Source organism: Betaproteobacteria bacterium (assembly GCA_016713305.1).
Classification (GTDB): Bacteria; Pseudomonadota; Gammaproteobacteria; order Burkholderiales.
This window is the reverse complement of the sequence record JADJPK010000010.1, coordinates 224,258-248,728: the sequence shown is the minus strand read 5'-3', so window position 1 is coordinate 248,728 and position 24,471 is coordinate 224,258. Positions and strand designations below refer to the sequence as shown.

General features: G+C 67.2%; 27 protein-coding genes. 13 read left to right on the top strand and 14 right to left on the bottom strand.

The features are described 5' to 3' along the window. Window positions 1-9: 9 nt before the first annotated feature. Window positions 10-915: a dihydrodipicolinate synthase family protein gene (locus IPK20_15155; protein ID MBK8017923.1), complete on the top strand. Its 906-nt coding sequence runs from the start codon at window positions 10-12 to the stop codon at window positions 913-915. A gap of 31 nt (window positions 916-946) precedes the next feature. On the opposite strand, the gene IPK20_15150 is transcribed toward IPK20_15155, so the two are convergent. After that, the gene (locus tag IPK20_15150) at window positions 947-1,630 is read right to left on the bottom strand and encodes a transglycosylase SLT domain-containing protein (protein MBK8017922.1); all 684 of its coding nucleotides are present in this window, start codon (window positions 1,628-1,630) and stop codon (window positions 947-949) included. 104 nt (window positions 1,631-1,734) lie between these two features. Continuing rightward, complete coding sequence (locus tag IPK20_15145) at window positions 1,735-2,667, bottom strand: DMT family transporter (GenBank protein MBK8017921.1); 933 nt, start codon at window positions 2,665-2,667, stop codon at window positions 1,735-1,737. A gap of 74 nt (window positions 2,668-2,741) precedes the next feature. Here IPK20_15145 and IPK20_15140 point away from each other — a divergent pair, with 74 nt between their 5' ends. The 3 genes from IPK20_15140 (at window position 2,742) to IPK20_15130 (ending at window position 4,639) form a co-directional block, all read left to right on the top strand. After that, window positions 2,742-3,113, top strand: a complete 372-nt coding sequence (locus IPK20_15140; protein MBK8017920.1) for a phage holin family protein — start codon at window positions 2,742-2,744, stop codon at window positions 3,111-3,113. A gap of 100 nt (window positions 3,114-3,213) precedes the next feature. Continuing rightward, complete coding sequence (locus IPK20_15135) at window positions 3,214-4,164, top strand: cyclase family protein (GenBank protein MBK8017919.1); 951 nt, start codon at window positions 3,214-3,216, stop codon at window positions 4,162-4,164. 58 nt (window positions 4,165-4,222) lie between these two features. Beyond that, entirely contained in the window at window positions 4,223-4,639 is a 417-nt protein-coding gene (locus IPK20_15130) for an acyl-CoA thioesterase (GenBank protein ID MBK8017918.1), read from the top strand. Window positions 4,640-4,701: 62 nt separating this feature from the next. Here IPK20_15130 and IPK20_15125 read toward each other — a convergent pair whose 3' ends face one another. Further along, on the bottom strand, window positions 4,702-5,100 hold the full coding sequence (locus IPK20_15125) for a HupE/UreJ family protein (protein ID MBK8017917.1): 399 nt from the start codon (window positions 5,098-5,100) through the stop codon (window positions 4,702-4,704). A gap of 19 nt (window positions 5,101-5,119) precedes the next feature. Between IPK20_15125 and IPK20_15120 the strand changes: the two genes are divergently transcribed. After that, window positions 5,120-5,941: an alpha/beta fold hydrolase gene (locus tag IPK20_15120; protein MBK8017916.1), complete on the top strand. Its 822-nt coding sequence runs from the start codon at window positions 5,120-5,122 to the stop codon at window positions 5,939-5,941. Window positions 5,942-6,180: 239 nt separating this feature from the next. On the opposite strand, the gene IPK20_15115 is transcribed toward IPK20_15120, so the two are convergent. The 3 genes from IPK20_15115 to ompR are packed head-to-tail and all read right to left on the bottom strand — an operon-like array spanning window position 6,181 to window position 8,986. After that, window positions 6,181-6,888, bottom strand: coding sequence for a ribonuclease activity regulator RraA (locus tag IPK20_15115; protein MBK8017915.1), 708 nt, complete (start codon window positions 6,886-6,888; stop codon window positions 6,181-6,183). Between the two features lie 40 nt (window positions 6,889-6,928). Next, window positions 6,929-8,266, bottom strand: a complete 1,338-nt coding sequence (locus IPK20_15110) for a HAMP domain-containing protein (protein ID MBK8017914.1) — start codon at window positions 8,264-8,266, stop codon at window positions 6,929-6,931. A gap of 6 nt (window positions 8,267-8,272) precedes the next feature. Further along, on the bottom strand, window positions 8,273-8,986 hold the full coding sequence (gene ompR, locus IPK20_15105) for a two-component system response regulator OmpR (protein MBK8017913.1): 714 nt from the start codon (window positions 8,984-8,986) through the stop codon (window positions 8,273-8,275). Between the two features lie 126 nt (window positions 8,987-9,112). Here ompR and IPK20_15100 point away from each other — a divergent pair, with 126 nt between their 5' ends. After that, a complete protein-coding gene (locus IPK20_15100; protein ID MBK8017912.1) occupies window positions 9,113-10,315 on the top strand; it encodes a hypothetical protein in 1,203 nt (400 codons plus the stop codon). 157 nt (window positions 10,316-10,472) lie between these two features. Here the strand turns inward: IPK20_15100 and IPK20_15095 are convergent, their stop codons facing one another. The 8 genes from IPK20_15095 to IPK20_15060 form a co-directional block, all read right to left on the bottom strand. Next, complete coding sequence (locus IPK20_15095; GenBank protein MBK8017911.1) at window positions 10,473-11,594, bottom strand: NAD(P)/FAD-dependent oxidoreductase; 1,122 nt, start codon at window positions 11,592-11,594, stop codon at window positions 10,473-10,475. Window positions 11,595-11,649: 55 nt separating this feature from the next. Further along, the gene (locus tag IPK20_15090; GenBank protein ID MBK8017910.1) at window positions 11,650-12,918 is read right to left on the bottom strand and encodes a class I SAM-dependent methyltransferase; all 1,269 of its coding nucleotides are present in this window, start codon (window positions 12,916-12,918) and stop codon (window positions 11,650-11,652) included. A gap of 98 nt (window positions 12,919-13,016) precedes the next feature. Further along, a complete protein-coding gene (locus IPK20_15085; GenBank protein ID MBK8017909.1) occupies window positions 13,017-13,949 on the bottom strand; it encodes a 3-keto-5-aminohexanoate cleavage protein in 933 nt (310 codons plus the stop codon). After that, window positions 13,942-14,883, bottom strand: a complete 942-nt coding sequence (locus IPK20_15080; protein MBK8017908.1) for a 3-hydroxyacyl-CoA dehydrogenase — start codon at window positions 14,881-14,883, stop codon at window positions 13,942-13,944. Before IPK20_15080 ends, IPK20_15085 begins: the two co-directional genes overlap by 8 nt. A 47-nt stretch (window positions 14,884-14,930) precedes the next feature. After that, the gene (locus tag IPK20_15075; GenBank protein ID MBK8017907.1) at window positions 14,931-15,713 is read right to left on the bottom strand and encodes an SDR family oxidoreductase; all 783 of its coding nucleotides are present in this window, start codon (window positions 15,711-15,713) and stop codon (window positions 14,931-14,933) included. A gap of 74 nt (window positions 15,714-15,787) precedes the next feature. Beyond that, the gene (gene dmeF / locus IPK20_15070) at window positions 15,788-16,924 is read right to left on the bottom strand and encodes a CDF family Co(II)/Ni(II) efflux transporter DmeF (GenBank protein ID MBK8017906.1); all 1,137 of its coding nucleotides are present in this window, start codon (window positions 16,922-16,924) and stop codon (window positions 15,788-15,790) included. 159 nt (window positions 16,925-17,083) lie between these two features. Next, complete coding sequence (locus IPK20_15065) at window positions 17,084-17,581, bottom strand: transcriptional repressor (protein MBK8017905.1); 498 nt, start codon at window positions 17,579-17,581, stop codon at window positions 17,084-17,086. Between the two features lie 163 nt (window positions 17,582-17,744). Continuing rightward, on the bottom strand, window positions 17,745-19,025 hold the full coding sequence (locus IPK20_15060; GenBank protein ID MBK8017904.1) for an ABC transporter substrate-binding protein: 1,281 nt from the start codon (window positions 19,023-19,025) through the stop codon (window positions 17,745-17,747). Between the two features lie 448 nt (window positions 19,026-19,473). On the opposite strand from IPK20_15060, the gene tsaB reads away from it, so the two are divergent. From tsaB to IPK20_15025, 7 genes are all read left to right on the top strand, one after another. Further along, on the top strand, window positions 19,474-20,145 hold the full coding sequence (gene tsaB, locus IPK20_15055; GenBank protein MBK8017903.1) for a tRNA (adenosine(37)-N6)-threonylcarbamoyltransferase complex dimerization subunit type 1 TsaB: 672 nt from the start codon (window positions 19,474-19,476) through the stop codon (window positions 20,143-20,145). Beyond that, complete coding sequence (rimI, locus tag IPK20_15050; GenBank protein ID MBK8017902.1) at window positions 20,142-20,603, top strand: ribosomal protein S18-alanine N-acetyltransferase; 462 nt, start codon at window positions 20,142-20,144, stop codon at window positions 20,601-20,603. The genes tsaB and rimI overlap by 4 nt, the downstream gene beginning before the upstream one ends. Window positions 20,604-20,773: 170 nt before the next feature. Further along, entirely contained in the window at window positions 20,774-21,340 is a 567-nt protein-coding gene (locus IPK20_15045; protein MBK8017901.1) for a uracil-DNA glycosylase, read from the top strand. A gap of 9 nt (window positions 21,341-21,349) precedes the next feature. After that, entirely contained in the window at window positions 21,350-22,234 is an 885-nt protein-coding gene (locus IPK20_15040; protein ID MBK8017900.1) for a cation transporter, read from the top strand. Window positions 22,235-22,295: 61 nt separating this feature from the next. Continuing rightward, window positions 22,296-22,907: a LemA family protein gene (locus tag IPK20_15035; protein MBK8017899.1), complete on the top strand. Its 612-nt coding sequence runs from the start codon at window positions 22,296-22,298 to the stop codon at window positions 22,905-22,907. A gap of 64 nt (window positions 22,908-22,971) precedes the next feature. Further along, the gene (locus IPK20_15030) at window positions 22,972-23,862 is read left to right on the top strand and encodes a YgcG family protein (protein MBK8017898.1); all 891 of its coding nucleotides are present in this window, start codon (window positions 22,972-22,974) and stop codon (window positions 23,860-23,862) included. A gap of 85 nt (window positions 23,863-23,947) precedes the next feature. Next, on the top strand, window positions 23,948-24,445 hold the full coding sequence (locus tag IPK20_15025) for a TPM domain-containing protein (protein ID MBK8017897.1): 498 nt from the start codon (window positions 23,948-23,950) through the stop codon (window positions 24,443-24,445). Window positions 24,446-24,471 lie beyond the last annotated feature (26 nt).

Sequence of the window (24,471 nt, the reverse complement as noted above, 5' to 3'; positions counted from 1 at the left end):
GACCGGCCCATGACCCCGTCCCTTCCGTTTCACGGCATCTACCCGATGATGTACGCGTTCTTCGACCGTGCCGGAAGACTGGACCGGAACGCCATGCGAAGGCAGATCCATGCGGCCCTGGTCGGCCGTGCCCACGGCGTGGCGATCCTGGGCCTGGCGACGGAGGTCGGCAAGCTCTCTCCGGAAGAGCGCAGGCTGCTCGTCGAATGGGCAGCCGCGGATCTGGAGGGGCGCGTTCCTCTGGCGGTGACCGTGGCGCCCGGTTCGGTGCAGGAGCAGACCGCGTTCGGCCGGTGGGCTGCCGATCGCGGCGCCGCCTGGATCATTCTTCAGCCGCCGCCCGAGCGTGGCCTTCCCGAGGAACACTATGCGGAACACTTCGCGCACGTGATGGCCGCGCTGGACATTCCGGTGGCGATCCAGAATGCGCCGGAATACATCGGCGTGGGCCTGTCCTCCGCCTCCATCGCCGCGCTGGCGAGTGCGCACCGGAACTTCACCGTGCTGAAGGGCGAAGGTCCGGTCGTTCACGTCCAGCAGGTGGTCGCCGCCACGGGCGGCAGGGTCGCCGTGTTCAACGGCCGCAATGGCCAGGAGCTTCCGGACAACCTGCGGGCGGGCTGCGCCGGCATGATCCCCGCGACCGACACGTTCGACTGGCAGGTGGAGATCTACGAAGCCATGCGATCGGGCGACGAGGATGTCGCGGAGGCTCTCTACCAGCAGGTGCTTCCGGCGGTCGTGTTCGGCATGCAGTCGCTCGACAGCCTCGTCTGCTACGGCAAGCGCATGGCGGCGCTGCGGATGGGACTGGGGGAGGACGTGTTCGACCGCTCGCCGTCGATGGAGCCCACGGCCTTCGGCCTCGAATGCGCGCGCCGTTTTGCGGACGCGCTCGGGCCGCTCAAGATGTAGCGGGTCGGCCGGACAGGACAGCCGCGATGCGTCAGCCCGGCCGCGTCGTCCGCTGGATGCGCGCGTTGGTGGCCGCCGCGGCGTCCCGATAGCGCTTGTAGTAGGCGAGTACCTTGGGTACGTAGAGGCGGGTCTCGGCGTAAGGGGGGATGGTGCCGTACTTCATCACCGCGCCTTCGCCCGCGTTGTAGGCGGCGATCGCCAGGCGAAGGTCGTTGCCGAACATCACGATCAGGTCTTTCAGATAGCGGGTGCCGGCGTCGATGTTCTGCTTGGGGTCCAGGAGGTTGGTCGCGCCGTAGCGAGCGCCCGTTTCCGGAATGAGCTGCATCAGGCCCTTGGCCCCCTTCACCGACCGCGCGAGCGGGTTGTAACCGGATTCCGCGGAGATCACGGCGTGGATGAGTGCCGCTTCCACGTCGTGTTCCCGGGAGGCCGCCAGCACCTGGTCTTCGTAGCGCGAGCGGGCCGCCCGCGGGATGCGCCGGGCGCTGCGGTCCTGGACCAGATTCGCGACAGGGCTCGTGCCGGCTTCCTTGGGACCCTTGATGACCACCTGGCAGCGCCGGTCGTTGGGGATGTTCGTGAACAGCGGAACGCCGTCCTCGCCGGTGCACCGGTAGATGTCGGCCTGCGCCCAGGCCGCGCCGCTGCCGGGCAGCAGCGCGCACGCTGCGGCGATGGCAAGGACGAGGGCGGCAGGACGAGAGGGCATCGGGCTCAGTCAAATCAATCGGTTGGAGGCGCAGGCAGCCGGAACACGATGACCGGACGCCTTTACCGGGCGTGGGAACGCAACTTCCCTGCCAGCGGTACTGCCTATTTATCGGCAGGCCCGGCCGCCGTTTGAGAGGCGGGTGGCTGGGACCGGGAGGGCACCAGCACCGTGGCCAGTGCCGCGAGGATCAGTCCGAGGGCGCAGATCTCCGTCCAGTCGGGCTTCTCGCCGAGGATTGCCATGCCGCTGAAGACGGCTACCACGGGAATGGACAGCGTGCCCAGCGCGGACACCCCCGCCGGCGCGAGGCTCACGATCCGGAACCAGATCCAGTGGCAGAGGATGAAGGCGACGAACACGTTGTAGACGAGACCGGTGACGGCCCAGGGCCCGATCGGGCGCCAGTGCGGCGGGTCCAGGATCAATGCTCCAGCGACGATCGGCACCCCACCCAGCAGGAAGTTCCAGGCGGTGAAACTGGTGGTGGACATGCCCAGCGGAATCTTCTTCATCAGCACGGTGCCCATCGACCAGCAGATGGCCGCCGACACGATGAGCAACGCGCCGAGCGGGCGCCCGCCGATGGCGACGATGGAATCCGTCAGCAGAAGGCCCAGCCCCGACATCCCCAGCACGATGCCGGCGACGCGACGCACCGTGAGCTTCTCGTGCAGGATGAGCGTCGAGAACAGGACCGTCCACAGCGGCATGGTGTAGGCGAGGATCGCCGAGCGTCCGGCCGGCAGCATGCGGATCCCGTACGTGACCAGCACGTTCCACAGCGTCACGTTGCACAGCGACATGAGCAGCAGCGGGCCCCAGTGTTTCCTGGGCACGTGCAGCGAGGTGGCGGAGAACCGCGCGATCGCGAACAGCCCGATCGCGCCGCCCCACACGCAGATGCCGCGGAACGTCCACACGGGCACTTCCGCCACCGCCATCTTGATCATCGGCCAGTTCATGCCCCAGCCGAGCGTGAGCATCGCGAGCAGCAGCCAGGTGGAACGGGGCAGGGTGGCGGGATGGCTGGACATGGGAGGCGGAGGAAAAAAGCGGTCGATGTTACAGGCTCGCCTCCACACCGCGAATTGGTCCCATAATCCCGCCCATGTCCGAAACGTCCTCCGCAGTCCCCAGCATCCAGAGGTTCCTCGTCTTCTGGGGGCTCAACGTGCTCGTGCTGTGGGTCGCGAGCCGGCTGCTCGACGGCATCGCCATCGACGGTCCGCAAGCGCTGCTGCTAGCCGGGCTCGCCTTCGGACTGGTGAACACCTTCGTCAAGCCCTTTCTCTTCATCCTCACGCTGCCCATCACCGTCCTCACGCTCGGGCTCTTCGTGCTCGTGCTGAACGCGCTGATTCTCTTCCTCGTCGCGTGGCTCGTGCCCGGCTTCACGGTAGGCACCTTCTGGCAGGCGGTCGGCGCCGCATTGCTCATCTCGGTGCTGAGCTTCCTGCTCAACCTGCTCACGGGACGCTGAGCTCTCCGGCGCAATCCGTGGCAGCGACCCGGACCGGGCGCTTGGTCGCCGGCCCCGTTGGGGCTATCCTCGCCGCACAAACAAGACGACTGGAGGAAACATGAAGTCCTTGCTGTTCGCCACGGCCCTCGTGGCCTCCGCACTTTCCCTGAACGTGGCTGCCCAAGGCTGGTCGCCTCCCGGTCCCGAGCAGCGCTGTCCCTCCAAGTGGGGCGCCGGCGACGAACGCGGCGCCGCCAACCACATGAACCCCGCGCAGGTGCTGAAGGCCACCCGGCTCGTCAGGACCGGCGAGGTGATCGAACTGGGCCGCACCCTCGAAGGCAACATGCCGCTCTTCGGCACGCGCCGCTTCGAGATCCACACCAAGCGCACCGGCCCCTCCCTGGGCAACAACAAGCGGCGCAGCAACGAGGAACTGGTGGTCACCGAGCTGGGCCAGGTCGGTACGCAGTTCGACATGTTCTCGCACCAGACCATCGGCAACGCGCTCTACAACTGCATCGACAGCGACGAGATCGGCACGCGCAACGGGTTCACCAGGCTCGGCGTGGAGAAGATCGGCATGCTGTTCACGCGCGGCATTCTCCTGGATGTCGCCGCCGCCAAGGGCGTGGACATGCTGGAGGGTGGCTACGAGATCACGCCGGCCGATCTGGAGGCCGCGGCGTCGCGCGAAGGCATCAGCATCCAGGCAGGCGATGCGGTGCTCATCCACACGGGATACGGCAAGCTGTGGGGCGTGGACAACGCGAAATACAACGCGTCCGCGCCGGGCATCGGCATCAAGGCGGCGGAGTGGCTGGCGGCCAAGGACGTGATGCTGTTCGGCGCGGACACCTTTCCGGTGGAAGTGGCCCCGAATCCGGACAAGTCCATCAGCCTGCCGGTGCACCAGATCGCGCTGGTCATCAACGGCATCTTCCTGCTCGAGAACATGAAGCTCGACGAACTCGCGGCGAAAAAGGCCTACGAGTTCGCGTTCGCCGTCCAGCCCCTCAAGATCAAGGGCGGCACGGGCTCCACCGTGGCGCCGGTCGCCATCCGCTGATCGCCGTTCGCGGGCTTCGCCAGCCGGCGGGGCCCGCACCCATCCTTCCGCAATCGTCATGAACGAAGTGTTCGTCCACGAGCAGCTGGTGCGGTTCGCGCATTGCGACCCCGCGGGCATCGTCTACTTTCCGCGCTTCTTCGACCTCGCGCACAGCGTGATGGAGGACTGGTTCGCCAACGGCGTGGGCTATTCGATGCCCACGATGATCGTGCAGCACCGCATCGGCACGCCGACGGTCACCATCCATTGCGATTTTGCCAAGGCGATGCGCATCGGGGACACGCTGCGGTTCGATCTGCGCGTCACCAAGATGGGCCGAAGTTCCGTGCAGCTCGACTACCGCGGCAGCAAGGATGGCGAGCCGCACCTGCACATCGTGCAGACCATCGCGTTCGCGGACCTCGCCCGGATGCAGTCCGTGCCGATCCCCGATTTCGTCCGGCCGCACATCGAGAGATATCTCGCCGGCTGAGATCCGCTCGACTGCTTGGACAGGCAAGGCCAAACGGGCCGTGCCGGTCCGGCGGACGAACGTCAGGCCAGGATCGCGACGATCCGTCCGATGGACCAGTACGCAGCGACCGTTCCGATCGCATACAGCGCGGTGACCCGCGCCGGAATCAAGTTCGGCTGGTTGCACACCAGCAGGTAAAGGCCCCAGGCGGCCGCCACCACCAAGAGCTGGCCTGCCTCGACGCCCGGGTTGAACGTGAGCAGCGCGACGAGCAGAGGGTTCTGCGGCAGGCCGATTACTTCCAGCGCGCCTGCGAAACCCGGGCCATGGGTACCCGTCCGGGGCATTGTTCGAAATCGTGGAGCGAAGGAGGTGCAGACTGTGAGATCCATCCTGGTGTGCCTGGCTGTGCTGCTGGGCGGTGCCGTCATGTCCTCGGCAGGGTTCGCGCAGACCCTGACCGAGCGCAACGCGGTCATCTACAGCGAAGGCGTCCGGATGTCCGGCACCGTCTTCTATGCCGCGGAGCAGGAAGGCAGGAAGCTGCCCGCGGTCATCCTGTCCCATGGCTGGGGCGGTACCGCCGCGCTGCTTCGTCCGGAGGCCGAGCGCTTTGCCCGCGCGGGCTTCTTCGTGCTCGCGTTCGACTATCGCGGCTGGGGCGGCAGCGAGGGCCGGTGGGTGCATGACGAGGCCCCTGGCGCCAAGGCGGGCGACCGGCGCGAGCTGCGCGAAGTGGTGGACCCGCTGGACCAGGCTACCGATGTTGCGAATGCCGTCCACTGGATCATGGGCGAACCGATGGTCGATGCAGCCCGTGTCGGCCTGTGGGGCACGAGCTTTTCCGGCGGGCTCATGGTGTATGTCGCGGCGCGGGACCCGCGCATTCGTGCCGTGGTGGCCCAGGTCGCGGCCTTCGGCTGGGCGCGATCGGCGATTCCCGCGCCGATGCTCGAACGCGCCCTGTCCGACGCGACGCGCCGGGCGCGGGGGGAGATCGGGTATCCGCCGCCCGGGCGGCGCGAAGTCGGCAACCTCTACGGCGCGCCGATCCGCGAGAGCTTCCTGCGTTACGCGCCCGTGGAAGATGCCGCGGGGCTGAACGGCTGCGCACTGCTGATCATCGATGCCGAGAAGGAGGAACTGTTCGATCTGCGGGAGCACGGCGAACGTGTCTTTCAGCGTGCGCCTGAACCCAAGCGGCGCGTCGTGATCCCCGGCATCACGCACTACGGCATCTATTCGTCCGCCCGTGAACAGGCGATCGGGCTCGCCGTGGACTGGATGACCCGCCACCTGGCGGCGCCGGCCGGCAGATAGACCGGCTCACCAGGCGAAACTCGGGGGCGGCCGGGAACCCGCTCGACGGCGAAGCGTGAGCGCAGGCCGTCCCTGCGACCGATCGCTTGCGTTCTGCGATCGCAGGCCATGCGTCCTTTCCATCGAGCAGACGGACATCCAGGTGTTCCGGGCAGGAACGATCGACGGACGCCCGATCGGTCTGCCGCGATGGCGCTCCTGGACCGGCCCTTCGTCGCCTCAGGCCGGGAAGGGGATCCTTAGCCTTGGGTGCGGCGCCACGCGTCGTACTCGGCCTTCGTCGCCTCGTTGGGTGGATAGACGCCCACGATGCTGGAGCCTTCCTCGATGCGGCGGCGGATCCACTGCTCGATGCGGTCCTGTTCGAGCGCGTCGCGTGCGACTTCCTCGGCAATCGCCGCCGGCAATACGACCACGCCGTCTTCATCGCCGATGACGATGTCTCCCGGAAAGACGGCCACGCCACCGCAGCCGATGGGCACCTGGGCGTCCACGGCGATCATGCTGCCGTAGCTGGGCGGGGCGGCATTGCCGGTGGTGAAGACGGGAAAGTCCATCTTGCGCAATTCGGCGATGTCCCGCATCGGGCCGTCGGAGACGATGCCCGCGACTCCCCGCACGCGCAGACGGGCGACCAGAATGTCGCCGAACGTGCCGCTGGTGTCCATGCCATGGGTGTCCGCCACGATCACGTGTCCCGCCGGCGCGACCTCGATGGCCTTGCGCTGCGGGTTCTCCGGACTGGCCATGGAGGCTCCCGTGCCCAGGTCCTCCCGCATCGGGATGTAGCGCAGTGTGTAGGCAGGTCCCCACAGGCGTGGCGTGGCGGGATTGATGGGCGCAATGTTGGAGATGGCGCGTGTCCGCATGCCGCGCTTGATGAGCTGGGCGGTGAGGCTGGCCGTGGTCACCTGTGCGTACACGCTTGCGATGCTTTCGGATGTCATGGGTGTTGCGTCCTCCCTTGTCGTTGAATCGTCTGCCGCCTCAGGCGGCCTCTTCCAGGGGCGGCTGCCGCAGGGGCAGTTCGACCCTCGCCTCCAGTCCACCGCCTTCGCGCGTCGAAAGCCGCACCCGGCCGCCGTGCATGCGCGCGACGCGGTCCACGATGGCCAGGCCCAGACCGGCGCCGCCCGTGTCGCTGCGCGCATCGTTGAGCCGGGTGAAAGGCTGCAGCACCTTTTCGGCGTCGGCGGGGGCGATGCCCGGTCCACGGTCCAGTACCGACAGCACCGCGCAGTCGCCTTCCCGATGCGTCTCGATCTCCACCGGGCCCTTGCCGTAGCGCAGGGCGTTCTCGACCAGGTTGGTCACCATGCGTTGCGTGGCAAGCGGCTTGAGCGGCAGGAGCGGCAGCGGATTGAGCGCCGCACTGATGCGCTCGCCGCGCTTCTCGTAGCGTTCCGCGAGCGACTTCACCAGGGCGTTCAGATCGGCCTGCGCATCCATCTTCTCCGCCGCGCCTTCGCGGGCGAATTCGAGGAACTGGTCGATGATCGCATCCATCTCCTCGATGTCGAGCGACATGCTCTCGCGCATGGCGGGCGACACACGCGATGCACTCATCTCGATGGCGAGGCGAAGCCGGGCGAGCGGCGTGCGCAGATCGTGAGAAACGCCGGCCAGCAGCACGGCGCGATTGGATTCCTGCTGCGCCAGCGCCTCGGTCATCCGGTTGAACGCGCGCGAGAGGGAACGGATTTCGGAAGGGCCCTTCTCCGGCAATGTCGCCGGTGTCTTGCCGGCCGCAATCTCGTCCGCGGCATCGGCGAGCGCCTGCAGTGGCCGGTTCACCCGCAGCATGAGTGCGAGGCCGCCGAAGAGCGCGAGGCCCAGGCTCACGACGCTCCATCCTGCCCACGCTGCCGCGGGAGGAAGCTGGAACGATTCGGGCGAGAACACCACCCAGTAGCCCTGCTGCTTCACCTGGATCTTCACCCACAGCGAGTGGTCGAGATCCTCGATCATCGCCAGGACGCGCGGCGTGAGCGTACGGTCGCGCTTCAACTGCGCCTCCACGGCCACGAGCAGCGGCGAGTTGGGAACCGCGAGTTCGTCGACGTCCAGCGATGAGGCCGGATACAGGCGGATGTTCTGCTGCTCCGGCAGCCGCTCGCTGAATTTCCGGCGCGACGCCGCGGGCATGGTGTCCAGTGCCGTGCTGACGGTATCGAGCACCCGCACGATGCTCGATGCGACCAGTTCGGAGCGGGACTGTGCGCTCGACATGCGGTAGAACTGGATCCAGGCGAGCTGGCTCGCGATGAGGATGAGCGAGATCAGCAGGATCGAGCGCGCGAGCAGCGAGCGGGGCAGAACGCTCATGCAGGGTCAGCCAAGCACGAAGACGTAGCCGTATCCCCACACCGTCTGCAGGTGCCGGGGATGCGAGGGATCTTCCTCGATGAGCTTGCGCAGACGGGATACCTGCACGTCGATGGTCCTGTCCAGCATGCCCAATTCGCGCCCCTTGGCGAGTTCCATCAGCCGTTCGCGGGTAAGGGGTGTGCCGGCATGGGTGACGAGCGCCTTGAGCAGGGCGAATTCGCCGGTGGTGAGGTTGATCACTTCGTCGCCGCGGCTCAGGCGGCGGCCGCCCAGATTGAGCGTGAAGGCACCGAAGCCGATGGGCCGCTCGGTCTCCACCGGCGCCCCCGGCAGCGAGGCATTGCCGCCACGGCGCAGTACGGCATGGATGCGTGCGACGAGTTCGCGAGGATTGAAGGGTTTCGGCAGGTAGTCGTCGGCGCCCGTCTCGAGGCCGACGATCCGGTCGGTGTCGTCGCCCCTGGCCGTCAGCATGATGATCGGAGTGCGGTTGCCGGCGGCGCGCAAGCGGCGGCAGATGCTGAGTCCATCCTCTCCCGGAAGCATCAGATCGAGCACCACGAGATCGATGCCGGCGCCGGCCAGCGCCAGGTCCATGGCCGCCGCATCGCCCGCGGCCTGGACGCTGAACCCCTCGTCGGTGAGGAACTGATACAGCAGGTCCCGCAGCCGACGGTCATCGTCGACGACGAGGATGCGAACGCCTGAATCGGTCATGGAATCCTCCGCGGCGAATTATGCGTCACACCCGGCCACACCGGCATTCCGTGCGCACCGGCGTCCTGCGGTCATGTCGGCACGGCCGTTTGCATGACGGCCGACTTGACGCACACTCGCGTCCCCATGCGAACGTTCCGATGGATCCGTCCCGGCCCTGTGCTCCTCTTCCTCTGCCTCGCGGCCGCGAGGATGGTGGCGGCGGCGGCCGATGTGGTGCCCGTGGTCGTGGAGCGTCTCCACCCGCCTCGAGACGATGCGGCGGACGCCATCTGGGGGGCCACCGGGATCGACCGCGACGGGAACGTGTGGTTCGGCATATCCGCCAAGCGTCCGGGCGACAGCGCGCGCCTGGTGCGCTTCGCGCCTTCGAGCGGCCAGTGGACGGAGGCCGGTGCGGTGAATGCCGAGCTGGTCCGGAGCGGTGCCGGGCGCCCGGGCGAAAGCCAGGTCAAGATCCACAGCCGCATCGTCGAGGCTGCCGATGGCTGGCTCTACTTCGCGTCCATGGACGAGGAGGGAGAGCGCGAGGATGGGTCCGCACTGCCCCGATGGGGAAGCCACCTGTGGCGAGTCGACCCCCGCACGCTTCGATGGGAGCACGTTCTGGCGGTACCCGAGGGACTGGTGGCGCTCGGCGGAGCCGGATTCGACGTGGTGGCGCTGGGCTACTGGAACCACGTGATCTACCGCTACGACGTCCGCACCGGAGAGGTCGTGCGGCGTGAGGCGGGCGCGGTGGGCGGACATGCGTCGCGCAACGTTCTGGTGGACACCTCGGGCAATGTCTTCGTCCCCCGTGCGGAGCGCGACGGCACGGGACGGCTTCGCGCTTCCCTGGTTCACTTCGACCGGAACCTGCACGAGACCGGTGCGTCGCCTCTGCCGGACTATTTCGGTCCGGACGATTCGCCGGAGTCGAATCACGGCGTCGTCGGATTGTCGCCGGACGCCGGGGGCGGTCTTCTGTTCACCACCCATCACGGGCAGTGGTACCGGATATCGGCACAGGAGGGAGGCACTGCCAGGCTCGAACCTCTGGGACTCTTTCCGTCCTGGGGCGAGGCCTACACCCCCTCGCTCTTTGCACTGGAGGGAGGCAGGCGTTTCGGAGCTGTCGTCCGCAGGGCGGCCGAACACGTGTTCTTGGTGCGCGACCCGCAGTCGGGAACGGCCAGCGTCTTTCCGCTCGGAGAAGCCGCCGGTCCCGGCTCCCTTCTGTATGGGTCCATGACGATGGACGCACAGGGCCGCTGTTATCTGGTGGGGCGCATCGATCGCGCGGAGCCGGGACGTCACGAACCGCTGGTCCTGAGAGTGCGGCCCTGATCGACGGTCTGCCCGGCGATCCGGGGGGACGCTTCTTCGGCTCGGCCCCGGGGTGACGATGGCGGATCTCCCGCAATGGCGGTTCCGCCCTTTCACCCGCTCCAGGCGGGGACAGCCAGTTCCGTGACGGCTCGCCGGGCAATGCTTCCGGCGAGGATCAGGATGCGATCACGGGCTGATCGGCGTGCAGGAACCACTTGTCGATCACCACGTTGCGCGTGAACCACGGATTGCCGAGCAGGCGGGACGCGAGGAACCGCTTGAGTCCCTCCGGCAGACGGTCCGTCAGTGAATGAGTCTGCCGCGCGCCGAAACGCTCCAGCATCTTCTCGCCGTAGGAAGCGAGATTCGCTTCGCGGTAGTCCCCCTGGGCGGCCAGCAGCGTTTCCGCGGCGAAGATCGCCGATTCCACCGCGGGCCGGATGCCTTCACCGCTCTGGGGATAGGCAAGGCCGGCGGCATCGCCGATCAGCAGGGCACGGTCCGCGACGAACGGTCTGGGCGCGTGGTTGTACAGGAGATAGGCGTGGCCGCCGAACTTTTCCGGCATGTCCTGCGGCACCCGGCCGCGAGACTTCAACCAGCCGGCGAACGCCTGCACGTGTTCCGCGAGCCGGTGGTTGTCTTCCCGGCCAAGGCCCACGTTGAGGTAGTCGCCCTTGCGGAATACCCAGCCGTAGCCTTTCATGTCGTCGCAGAAGTAGAGCTCCGGCACGTGTCCCTCGGCTGCCGTCGCCTGCCGTTGCGATTCGGTCAGCGGAAACTCGATCTCCTGGGCCGCCACGATCTGCTCCGACTGGCCCAGCTGCGCGCCCAGCGACCGCGCGACCGGACAGAAGTGTCCGCCCGCGCCGATCACGACACGGGCCTCGATCTGGCCGTTCGCCACCCAGCCGCCCCCCTGGCGCTCCAGCGACTTGAGCGGCGCGGGCTCAGCGAGCGGAGCACCGGACCGGGCGAGCAAATAGGCATCGAACTCGAAGCGCCGAATGCCGTAGCTCACGGGATCCGCGTAACGGGTGTCGACCTCGGTGCCGCCGATCACGCCGGTGCGGAATCCGGTGATGGGCTGAAAGGTGCGCCCGGCCCGGGTGTAGTCGCCGATATCCAGCCCCAGCGTCTGGACCACTGCAGGGGTCACCCATCCCGCGCAGATCTTGTCGCGGGGAAAACTCTTCTTGTCCAGGACCAGCACGTCGATGCCTGCACGCCTCAGTTTCCAGGCACAGGTGGATCCGGCGGGGCCGCCGCCGACGATCAGGACTTCGCAGCGTTGCATGGGGTGCGCCTCGAGGTATGCCATGCAGGGCGTTCTCGGAACTGCGAGAGCGTTCCTACGCGGCACTGCCGGGATAGAGATGTCCGCGGGTCATGGGAATCGTGTTGTCGTGGCCGCGCGCGAAGACGATCTGGAAGAGCTGCAGCGCACCGGTCAGGAAACTGGCCTTGGACCCGGCCAGATACAGACGCCACATGCGCACGAACTGCTCGTCGTACATCCGGCGCACTTCCAGGACCTTCGTCTCGTACCGGTCCAGCCAGTGCTGCAGCGTGTGCGCGTAGTGGAGCCGCAGATTCTCCACGTCCAGCACCGAGAAATCGTTGCCTTCGAGGATCCGCATCATCTCGCCGAGCGTGGCGGGGTAGGCCCCGGGGAAGATGCGCTTCTCGATCCACGCATTCATGGGCGCAGGGCGGTTGCGGCCGATGGAGTGGATGAGGCCGCGGCCGTGGGGCTTGAGGACGCGGTCGATCACGTTGCCCAGCCCCGGATAGTTGTCCACGCCGACGTGCTCCAGCATGCCGACGGACACGAAGACGTCGCACTTGCCGTCCATGTTCCGGTAGTCGTCCAGGACGTATTCCACCTGTCCGTCCAGGCCCTGCCGCCTGGCTTCCTCCCGGGCATAGCGGACCTGTTCCTCGGAGATGTTGAAGGCCCGGACATTCGCGACCCCGTAATGCCGGGCGAAGTGGCGGGCGAGTCCGCCCCAGCCGCAACCGGCCTCGTACACGACGTCGCCGGGCTTCACCTGCAGCTTCCGCGCGACGTGATCGAGCTTCGCGAGCTGGGCCTGCTCGATGCTCATGGAGGGATCCGCGAAGTAGGCACAGGTGTACTGCATGGCCTCCCGGTCCAGCCACAGCTTGTAGAACTCGTTGCCGAGGTCGTAGTGGTGGTGGATGTTTTCCTTGGACCCGTTGAGCGAGTTGGCGCGGGGCCGGTTGATCCACTGAAGGAACTTGGCCTTGAGCGACCGGGCCGCGAGACTTTCCAGGCCGCGGAAGATGATCTCGAGGCAGGCGACGAGATCGCCCTCGATGTCGACGCGCCCCGAGCTGTAATCGTCACCGGTATAGAGTTCGGGATTCACCAGCATGCGGAAGAGGGCGCCCCGGGACCGGACATGCATGCGGGCGATGGGTGTCAGGTCCGGGTTGCCGATGAGGCGGTCGCCGTTCCAGAGAACGATCTCGAGGGGCGGGTCGCCGCAGACCTTCAGCAGGTTCTCCACCAACCGCCGTTCCAGCGCCGAAAGGGCTGAACCCTCCGGATCGCGGGCCGTCTTGGTGAGCTCGAGATGTCCTTCCTTCTGGTCCATGGGCCTGCTCCCGCAGAATCACGCCAACGCCGATTCTCCAACAACTCGCCCGGCTCGCCAACGCCGCGATCGGCACGGGCGGCCGGGCCGCAGGCCGATCAGAAACCGACGTTGTTGCCGCCCTTCAGTTTCAGGATGCGGCGGGCGTCGTCGGGCGTGGCAATTTCCAGGCCCAGTTCCTCCAGGATCCGCCGGATCTTGGCGACCTGCTCGGCGTTGGTGCAGGCAAGCTGCCCCTTGCTGAGCCACAGGCTGTCTTCCAGGCCGACGCGGACGTTGCCGCCCATCACGGCCGACTGGGTCGCGATGTACATCTGGTTGCGTCCCGCGCCGAGCACGGACCACTGATACTGATCGCCGAACAGACGGTCGGCCGTGCGTTTCATGTGCATGACGTCCTCGGGGTGCGGGCCGATGCCGCCGCGCAATCCGAAGACCGACTGGATGAAAAGCGGCGGCTTGATCAGCCCGCGCTCCAGGAAGTGCGCCGCCACGTAGAGGTGCCCGATGTCGTAGCACTCGATCTCGAAGCGCGTCTCGTTGTTGCTGCAGGACTCGAGGATGTACGCGATGTCCTTGAACGTGTTCTTGAAGATGCGGTCCTGCGAACCATCGAGGTAGGGCAGCTCCCAGGGATGCTTCCACTCCTTGTAGCGCGGAATCATCTCGTACAGGCCGAAGTTCATGGAGCCCATGTTGAGCGACGCCACCTCGGGCTTCAGCTGCAGGGCAGGCTGCAGCCGCTCCTCGACGCTCATGGTCGGGGCACCGCCGGTCGTCAGGTTGAGCACCACGTTCGACGCTGCCTTGATCTTCGGCGCGAACTGGCGGAAGAGGGCCGGATCCTGGGTGGGGCGTCCATCTTCGGGCATCCGGGCGTGCAGATGCACCACCGCGGCGCCCGCCTGGGCGGCACCGATGGCGGCCTCGGCGATCTCGTCCGGCGTGATCGGCAGGTGCGGCGACATGGTGGGCGTGTGAATGGAGCCCGTCACGGCACATGTGATGATGACCTTGCGTGTTTCAGCCATTGTCTTTCTCCGTCATTGCGCGTTTGTGTGCGACCAGCGCCATCAGCCGGCGGTCGCGCCACGCCTCGCGTTCGGCGTGCTGCGCCTGCGGCATGAGAGCCCGGCGTTCCTCCTCGACCTTCTCGACCAGGTCCCCTTCCCACGGCCGGTACTGGCTGCCGGCCATCATTGCGTGCATCTTGGGCCCGTAGCGCTTGGCATAGTCGGCCACGCCGTCCGGCGCATTGAGATCGATGGTCTCGAACGGCCCCATGAACGCCCAGCGCAGCCCCAGGCCGTCGCGGATCGTCTTGTCGAGATCCTCGACGCTCACGTACCCGGCATCCACCAGATGCCAGGCCTCCAGCAGCAGCGCCGCCTGCAGACGGTTCAGGATGAAGCCCTCGATCTCCTTCTTCACCAGGATCGGAACCTGGCCCACGCGCTCGTGCAGCTGGCGGGTGCGCTCCACCACCTCGGGCGAGGTGAAAGGCGCCGGCGACAGCTCGACGATGGGGACCACGTGCGGCGGATTGACGGGGTGAGCCACGAGACAACGGTGGCGCCCCGGCACGTGGCCGGCGAAGCGGGACGTCTGGATCGTCGAGGTGGAACTGGCCAGGATGCAGGACGGTTTCGCCGCGGCGTCCATGGCGGAGAAGACCTCGCGCTTCACTTCTTCACGTTCGGAGGTGTTCTCCTGCACGTAGTCCGCATCCGCCACGGCGGACTGGAGCGTCGCGCCCGCACGGACGCGCCGGGCGATGACGGCCGGGTCCTCGTCGATGAGACCGAATTTCTTCGTCTCCGCGAGTCCTTCGCCGATGAGCTGCAGCGCCTGTTCTACGGCGCCGGGAGCACTGTCGAACAGGCAGACCTCGTGGCCTGCGCGGGCGAAGACCATCGCCCAGGCGCGACCGATGAGACCGGCACCGATTACCGCGATCTTTTCCATGGTGGACTGTTGCTCGAAAGGAGGGGGAAAGGGGGCGCGTGGGCGGCTCAGGCGAGCGTTTCCACGTTGCCGCAGACAGAAAGCGCCTGACCGCTGATGTGGCGGCCGGCATCCGAAGCGAGGAACAGCGCCATGTTGGCGATGTCCTGGGCCGACACCATGGTTCTCATGGAGACGTTCTCGACCATGCGCTTCTTCATTTCTTCAGTCGTGACGCCGAAGGCCTCGGCCTTCGCGGCGGCAACGCGGTCGATCCGCTCGCCTTCCACGACGCCCGGCTGGATGCAGTTCACCCGCACCCCGTCCTGGCCTGCCTCGATGGCAAGACTCGCCGTGAGCCCCACCACGGCCCACTTGGCCGCCGCATAGGGAGAGCGAAGTGGGAATCCGAGACGGCCGGCTGCCGACGAGAGATTGATGATGCTGCCGCCGCCTGCCGCCTTGATCATGGGCATGGCGAGGCGCGTGCAGTAGTAGAGGCCGTTCAGGTCCACGGCGATGCAGCGTTCCCAGTCCGCGATGGCGATGTCCTCGATGCGGCCGGTGGGGCCCGCGATGCCGGCGTTGTTGACCAGGACGTCCAATCCCCCCAACTGGCGCTTCACCGTCTCGAACAGGGCGTCGACCTGCGCGACGTCGGACACATCGGCGATGCTGGCGGAAATGTCGGGCCGTTCCTTGGAGAACGATGCCAGCGCCGCCTGGTCGACGTCGCAGACGTGGACCCGGGCACCGGCATCGGCGAACGTGGTGGCGATCGCCTTGCCGATGCCGCCCGCGCCCGCGGTCACGAGCACGCGTTGGCCGGGAACACCGAAATCGGGCTTCATGAAGAGTCTTCCTCCCTTGTCTGATCGTTGTCTGTTTCGGGATCGGGCCGGCGATGCCTGGGCCCGTGGCAGGCCTATCTGGCGGCCGCCTCCGGGACGTGGATCTCGCACGGCTCGGCATCGCACAAGTGCACTTCGACGGTGATGTGGTGCAATTCGGGAAGCGTCGCGATCAGGGCCTTGTAGTCGTTCGCCGACCGGGGCCGGTGGGTGACGATCGACACGATGGCCGCCTTGGCGCGACCGCCCAGGCCCCACACCCGCACGTCGGCCACGCGGTTGTCGGAGTCGGCTTCGATGAGGGACCGGATTTCCTCGCGCAGTTCCGCATGGTCCTCGGCGTCCAGCAGGACGCGGCTGCTCATTCGCAGCAGACCCAGCGCCCACCACCCGATCAGCGATGCGGCGGCGGTGCCCACCAGCGGATCGAGAACCGTGATTCCGAGCCAGCCGCCGGCCACGAGCGCGCCGATGGCGAGGATCGAAGTCAGGGCGTCGGCCACCACGTGAAGGTAGGCGGCACGGAGATTGTGATCGTGGCCATGCTGGACGTGGTGGTGGTCGTGAGCGGCGCGCCGGCTCGGATCGGAATGTTCGGGCAGCGCTTGAAACGTCATCGGGCCCTGGCCCGCCGCCGGCGCGGGTTTCGACGCCGAGCCGGCACCCAGGCCACGCCCGACCGGATGTGCCGGCCCGTGCGCCGCCTCGCAGGATTCGCCGTCACCGTGCGAGTGGCCGTGATGATGGTGGTGTCCGCCGCCCGAGAGCAGGATCGCGCTGGTGACATTGACGACCAGACCGATCACGGCCACGGTGAGGGCATCCCGGAAATCCACCGGATGCGGGTCGATGATCCGCTCCACGGACTCGGTGGCCACCAGCACCGCGACGACTCCGAGGAGCAGTGCGCTGGAATACCCCGCCAGCGCGCTGACCTTGCCGGTGCCGAAGGAGAACCGTTCGTTCTCGGCATGCCGGCGAGCGTAGCTGTATGCGAAGGTCGTGATCCCCAGCGCGGCGGCGTGGGAACCCATGTGCCATCCGTCGGCGGTGAGGGCCATGGAGCCGGTGAAGTAGCCGGTGACGAGTTCGGCGATCATCGTGACCAGTGTGAGCAGCAACACCAGTCGGGCCCGCTTTTCCGACGCGGCGAACGAAGCGGGAAGCGGCGCCTTGCTCTGGCGCCAGCGGTCAAGCGTCTGGGACGGCACGAAACGGCATCTCGGTGAACGGCAAGCCCGGAATTATAGACCCGTACTCCGGCCCGGCACCGCCCGGGAGAGGCCCCGTGGCGCGCCCGAATGCGAATCGTCCGGTGCCCGTGACGCCTGTTCGCGACGGTTCGGCAAGGCGCGCCGGCAGGGCGGCACTCAAACCCTGACAGCGGCGCGCCGCGCCTTGGGTTTGACCGCCTTGTGCTTGCGCGGATCGTGGAGCTTGTTCTCCGGCGAACAGTCCGCGCACAGGCCCTTGATGGTGAGATCGATCTCCTGCGGGGTGAAGCCTGCGGGAAGCGCCGGCGTCCAGCCGCGTCCCAGGTCGTCCAGGCAGATGACGCGCTGGCAGCAATTGCACTTGAAGTGAGCGTGATTGTTCTCGTGGCCGGGATTGGCGACGTTGAAGCGCCACACCCGGTCGTCTCCCGCGATCTTGTGCGCGAGGTTCTGTTCCGTGAGCCAGTCGAGCACCCGGTACACCGTGACCCGGTCGATGCCCGATGCCTGGGCGAGGCGGTTCTCAATTTCGCCGTGCGTCAATGCGCCTTCGGCCTTGAGCAGTGTCGCGAGTATCTCGATCCGGGCGTTCGTCACCCGTTCGCCGGTCGCCCGGATCAACTCTTCCGCACTGACACGAAAATTTGTTGCCATGACTGGAACCTCCCCTGCTGATGCAGTTTCCGGGACCGGACGAGCCGGCCGGAGACGCCGCTACGATTTCACCCTCGACCGACGTCACGGGCAGCCCGGTCTCCCTGCGGTACGGGAGACCGGGCCATGCCGGCGAATCGCGGGTCGCTGTTCCTTCCTGCCGCTACTTCTTGAACCCGCCGCGGATCCAGTCGATGCTCTTCACGCCGTCCGGCGGGCTGATCTGGTCGGGGGTGTAGTACTTGACGTTGGTCAGGGTGGGCTTGCCGTCGACCATCCTGACCGTGCCGTACGGCACGTGCTGCACGGCCTGGTGCCCCTTGCCCAGCGACATGTCGACGATGCCGGCGACCGATTCGAACTTCATGTACTCGAACGCCGCGATGACGTCTTCCTGGGCCGGCGCCGCCTTCTTCGCCTTCAGCGCCTTCTCGTACGCCGCCTTGGCGCCGAAGATCGCGGTGGCCATGTGGTACGAGGAATAGACGGGGATCGACTTGAAGCGTTCCGAATACGCTTTGGCGAACCACTTGTTGAGGGGCGTCGCCGGTGCGAAGGGGCCGTTCGGTCCGCGTGCGCCGATGATGGTGCCGTCGGAGAGCTGGCTGCCCAGGCGTTCGAGGATCGTGTCGCCGCAGATGATGACGTTGGGCGACTTCTTGAGCAGTCCTCGGGGGGCCGCCTGCAGGATGTACGCTTCCAGATCCCCGCCCCAGAGCGAGTTCTGCATGATCTCGGCGTTGGACGTCAGCAGCGCCGAGATCTCGGTGTTGTACTGTCCGGCTCCGAGCTTGGGCGTGACGTTGGTCGCGATCTGCGCCTGCGGCTTCAACTGCTTCAGGGACTCGGTGAAATCGGACCACGCATCCTGGCCCCAGGCATAGTTCGGGTTGATGCCGGAGAACACCTTGAGGTTCGGGTACATGTCCGACACGTACCGGGCGGCCGCCACATTCTCCTGCGTGGCCATCGTCGTGGTGCGGAACACGTGCTTGTAGGAGGCTTCCTCGAAGATCCGGTTGGTCGAGCAGTCGAAGAGCACGGTGAGCTTCTTCATCTCTTCCGCCACCGGAGCGACCGCCAGGCAGTCTCCGCTGGAGATCACGCCGATCACCATGTCGACCTCCTGACGGCTCACCAGATTGCGGTATTCCGTGACGACCTTGGTGGGACCGCCTGCCTCGTCGACGTAGGCCAGTTCGATCGGCCTGCCGCCGAACCCCTTCTGTTCGTACCCCGGCACCAAGCCGCCCTTGTTGAAGGCGTCCGCCAGCAGGTCGGAAGCATTCTTGGCGGGCACGCCGAAGGGGCCCGCAGCCGGCCCGGAGAGGAAGGTGATCACACCGATGCGAAGCGGTTTGACGTCCTGGGCCTGGGCGCCCGGAAGCGCAACAGCCAGCAGCGCGAGCGCGCCGGCCGCCTTCTTGAGTTGATCGGTGATCAAGGTATCCCTCCCATCGGGTTCGAATGATGTTGAAGTGCGACTGTGGCGACGGCGTCCGTGCGGACAGGCGGCGCCCTCCAGCGTCGGTGCGATTATACAAACCCCGCTTCCCGCGCGACGTCCATGATGAGGCACCGCGAACGGACGGCGTGGAGCCGCGGACTTCGAAGGACGCTGGGAAGGCCGGAGGGCTGCGACGGCGTTCGCCCCGACGTCCGCTTCGCTACAATCGCCGGGTCTGCGGTTGCCCGTGGCCGCCGCGCTTGGCTGGACGTCCCGGGGAAGGTCCGATCGATGTGCGCGGCTGCGACGGAGGTCCGGCGGCCGGATGACGCGACGAGCGGAGCCGCCGTGCGCCGGAGCACACCAGGTTCCGGCCGAAGATTGCCGGGCGACCGGCGTACATTGTTCAGTCCTTCCCTGACCCCTTCTTCTCCGGCGTTTCATCTTGAAGATTCTTGCCCTCGACACCTCCGCCGAACACTGCTCCTGCGCCCTGTCGTGCGGCGGCGAGGTGCGCCAGCGGATCGAGCGTGCCGGCCAGCGCCATTCGCAGCTGTTGATTCCCATGGTCCAGGAACTCCTGTCCGAAGCGGAATTGTCTCTTCGGGCACTGGATGGCATCGCGGTGTGTGTGGGACCCGGAGGATTCACCGGTCTCAGGATCGGCGCAGCGGTGGGTCAGGGGCTCGCGTTCGGAGCCGGTCTGCCGGTGGCAGCGGTCGGTTCACTCGAGGCGGTGGCGTGGGGCACCGGCCGGAGCAAGGTCCTCGTGTGCCTCGATGCCCGGATGGGCGAGGTCTACTGGGCGGCGTACGAACGGGCGGGCAGCGGGCTCGTGATCCGCGCTCCTTCCCGCGTCGGTCCGCCCGGAACCGTATGCGCGCCCGACGCCGCTGGCTGGACGGGCGCGGGGGACGGATTCGCCCGTTACGCCGATGCGCTCGCGATGGCCGCAGGCGCGGCAGTGACGCGAGTGCTTCCCGATGCGCACGTGGAAGCCGGGAACGTGCTGACGCTTGCGATGGCGCGGCATCCCGGCGGGTTCAGCGAACCTCCGGACGCGCTGGTCCCCGTGTACGTGAGAGACAAGGTGGCGCTGACCATGGCCGAGCGATGACCGGGGACGGGCGCGCGGCGCTGCGCTACCGGCCCATGCGTACCGAGGACCTAGACTCCGTCGCCGCCATCGAGGCCGCCGTCTACACGCATCCCTGGACACGAGGCAATTTTGCCGACTCCCTCACCGCAGGCCATTCATGCTGGGTCGTCGAGGCCCGCGGAGGGATCGAGGCCTACGGCGTGCTGATGGCGGGCGCGGGCGAGGCCCATCTGCTCAACATCAGCGTCGCGAGTGGCAGCCAGGGCTGCGGGATCGGCGCGCAACTGCTGGAGTTCTTCATGAATCGGGCACGCGAGTTCGATTGCACGACGATGCTGCTGGAGGTGCGGCGGTCCAACGAACGCGCGCGCCGGCTCTACGCTCGCAGCGGGTTCCACGAGATCGCGATACGCCGCAACTACTATCCCGCCCTGGGCGGACGCGAGGACGCCGTGCTGATGGGAAGGGACCTGTGAAACCGGACACCCGGATCCTTGCCGAGCTGGGGCTCGGACCGCGCTGGGTCCGCCGAGGCGCTGCCGCCGCGGATGGCGGCGAGACGCCGGCGGTTGACGCATGCGACGATCCGGGGGCCGAGGCTGCGGTGGCGCCCACGGATCACGACCGTGCCGAGATCATCCGCCGCATGGACTGGCCGGCGCTGGAGAGGGCCGTGGCGGTCTGTGACGCGTGCCGGCTCGCGCGCGGCCGCACCCAGGCGGTACTAGGCGTGGGAGACCGCAACGCCGAGTGGATGTTCATCGGCGAAGCGCCGGGCGCGGAAGAGGACCAGCGGGGCGAGCCCTTCGTGGGCCAGGCGGGACGCCTGCTCGACAGCATGCTGGCCGCCATCGATCTGCGCCGGGGCGAGAACGTCTACATCGCCAACATCGTCAAGTGCCGCCCTCCGGGCAACCGCAACCCCGAGCCGGACGAAGCCGGCGCCTGTCTTCCCTTTCTGCGCCGGCAGATCGAACTGATCCGGCCGCGCCTTCTCATCGCGCTGGGCAAGGTAGCGGCGACGAACCTGCTGGGGGGCGACGCGTCCATCGCAAGCCTGAGAGGCAAGGTGCACTCGTATGCAGGCACGCCGATGGTCGTCACCTATCACCCGGCCTATCTGCTGCGCAACCTGCCGGACAAGGCCAAGTCGTGGGAGGATCTGTGCCTTGCGCGGGACACCATGGCGTCGCTGCCACCCCGCCCCGACTGAGGAGTCGACGTGTCCAAATCGGTGACGCTGTCCATCGTGACCAACACGCTCATCGCCGGATCCAAGGCATTCGGGTGGTTCGCCACGGGCTCGCCGACCCTGTTCGCGGAGACCGTCCATTCCATTGCGGATGTCGCGAACCAGACGCTGCTCAAGGTGGGCGAAGTGCGAGCGGCCGGCGGGGCGGATGCGCTGCATCCGCTCGGACGGGGACAGGAGCGGTTCTTCTGGGCGCTCGTGTCGGCCGTTTCCATATTCTTCGTCGGCGCGGGTGTCACGATCTACCACGGAATCCACTCGCTGCTGGAACCGGAGGCCGTGGAGGCGTTCACGCCGCTTGCCATCGGGCTGCTGCTGTTCTCGCTCGTGCTCGAACTGTTCACGTTCTTCACTGCGCTGAAGGAGATCGGCGGGCTGGCGGGGGTGCGCGCGAACCGCTCCAACACGTCCGTGCTGGCGGTGCTGCTGGAGGATGCCGTGGCGGTGGCCGGCATCCTGCTCACCCTGCTCGTCGCCGGCGGCTCGATGCTGTTCGGCCACAACCACGTGCTCGATGCCTCGGTGTCCATCGTCGTGGGCCTCATGCTGGGCACGATGGCGCTGTTCCTCGCGAACGTGAACCGGCGCATGCTGATCGACGTGGCGGAACCGTCGCTCGACGAGGTGCTGCGCGATTCGCTGGTGGCGCAAGGTGTCGATGCGACGGTCGCCTCGGTGACCATCGACGTCGACCGGTACGTGGTGATGATCGGCGTTCAGGGTGCGGTGCCCGGTCATCTGCCCCGCAGTCACGAGATCGGGGAGCAGTTGAAGGGCCTGGCACGCCAGCGCCTGGGCAAGGCCGTCGAAGCGGTGTACTGGCGATATCTGCCCGAGCCGCGGAAGCGACCTTGATTTCCGGCGCCGCGCCCCATACATCGACCACCGCTCCGGCGGCATCTCACAGGAGACACGCATGCGCAAGTTTCTGGTCTGGATCGCGGCGATGGCCGCGGCTTCGCTCCTTTCCGGCTGCGGCTACAACGCCATCCAGTCGCAGGACGAGGAGGTCAAGGCGGCGTGGAGCGAGGTGGTGAACCAGTATCAGCGCCGGGCCGACCTGATTCCCAATCTGGTGAACACCGTGAAGGGCTTCGCCCAGCAGGAGCAGGACGTGCTGCTGGGGGTGACCAACGCCCGTGCGAAAGTGGGCGGCATCCAGGCCACGCCGGAGCTGGTCAACGACCCCGCCGCATTGAAGAAATTCGTCGACGCGCAAGGCGAGATGACCTCTGCGTTGTCGCGCCTGCTGGTGGTGGCCGAGAACTACCCGGACCTCAAGTCCAACGAGAATTTCCGCGACCTGCAGGCGCAACTGGAAGGCACCGAGAACCGCATCACGGTGGCGCGCAACCGCTACATCAAGTCGGTGCAGGCCTACAACACGAACATCCGTCAGTTTCCGGTCAACCTCACCGCCATGGTGTTCGGCTACAAGGAGAAGGCCAACTTCACGGTCGAGAACGAGGCCGCCATCGCCAAGCCGCCTTCGGTCGATTTCACTCGCCCGGCGGCCGGGACGAAGTGACGGCCGCGTCCGGTCCGCCCCGTTGAACGCGCCCGCTCGGGAGCGTGCCATGATCGTCCGTGAAATGCCGGCGCGGAACTGCGCGCCGGCGTGGTTCGCCGCGCTGTTGTCCCTGTGGTTCCTGGTCTCGATGCCGGCGGCGTGGGGGGAACTGGCGATACCGCCGGTCGCGCGCGTGACCGATCAGACCGGAACGCTTCAACCCCAGGATGTCTCGCGTCTTCAGTCCCGTCTCGAGGCGTTCGAGCAGCGCAAGGGCAGCCAGATCGCGGTCCTGATGGTCGCCACGACGCAGCCGGAGACGGTGGAGATGTACGCGCTTCGCGTTGCGGAAGCGTGGAAGCTCGGGCGCCAAGGGGTGGACGACGGTGCGCTGGTGCTGGTGGCCAAGGACGACCGCAAGGCGCGCATCGAGGTGGGTTACGGGCTCGAAGGTGTGCTGTCCGACATTGTTGCCAAGCGCATCATCCGCGAGACCATGGTCCCGGCGTTCAAGGCAGGCGATTTCGCGGGTGGGATCGAGCGCAGCGTCGACCGCATGATCTCAGTCATCGACGGCGAGCCGTTGCCAGCGGTGCAGGAAAGTCACGGACAGCAGGACGGGGGTGGGCTGACCGGCAATCTCGAAGCCTTGTTCGTGGTGGCGTTCATCCTGGTCGTGGTCGTGGGCGGAGTGCTGCGCAAGCTCCTGGGGCGGCTTCCCGCCGCGTCGGTGGTGGGTATCGCAGCCGGCGCGTTCGCATGGTTCATCGCCGGCGTGGTGGTGGTCGGGGCGATCGTCGCCCTCATCGCGTTCGTCTTCACGCTCGCCGCCGGGACGCGGTCCGGCGGACGCCGCGGCGGTTGGGGTGGCGGGTTTCCCACGGGAGGCGGCTGGTCGGGGGGGCGTGGCGGTGGCGGATGGTCCGGCGGCGGTGGCGGGTTCGGCGGCGGCGGCGCCTCGGGAGACTGGTGATGCCGGCTCGCTTGGATTCGATTGTCGGCGCGTGCCGCAGGGTCGACTCTGCGGTGGCCCTGGATCTGTCGCGGAGGCCCGGGTCATGAATCTTCGCAGGCTGTTGCGGCATTGGTTCACCGACGAGGCGAGGGTCCGGCGAACCTTTCCGGCGAAGGCGCTCGCCGCCATCGAACGGGCCATCGGCGAATCGGAACGGTCGCATTCGGGGCAGATCCGCTTCGTGGTGGAGGCGAGCCTGGAGACCGGCGAACTGTTGCGCGACATGACGGCCCGGGAGCGGGCCGTGGACGTCTTCTCGCATCTGCGGGTGTGGGACACGGAGCACAACAGCGGCGTGCTGATCTACGTGCTGCTCGCCGACCGCGATGTCGAGATCGTCGCCGACCGGGGGATCCACAGGCGCTGCGGACCGCAGACCTGGGAAAGGATCTGCAAGACCATGGAGGAGGCCTTCCGGGCGGGACGGTTCGAAGAAGGCGCGCTGGCAGGCATCCGGGCGGCCGGCGAGCGCATCGCGGAGCATTTTCCTGCACAGGCCGGTGCGCCCAACGAACTGTCCGACCGGCCCGTCGTTCTATGACTCGCGAGGTGTCCCGCGTTGACGCG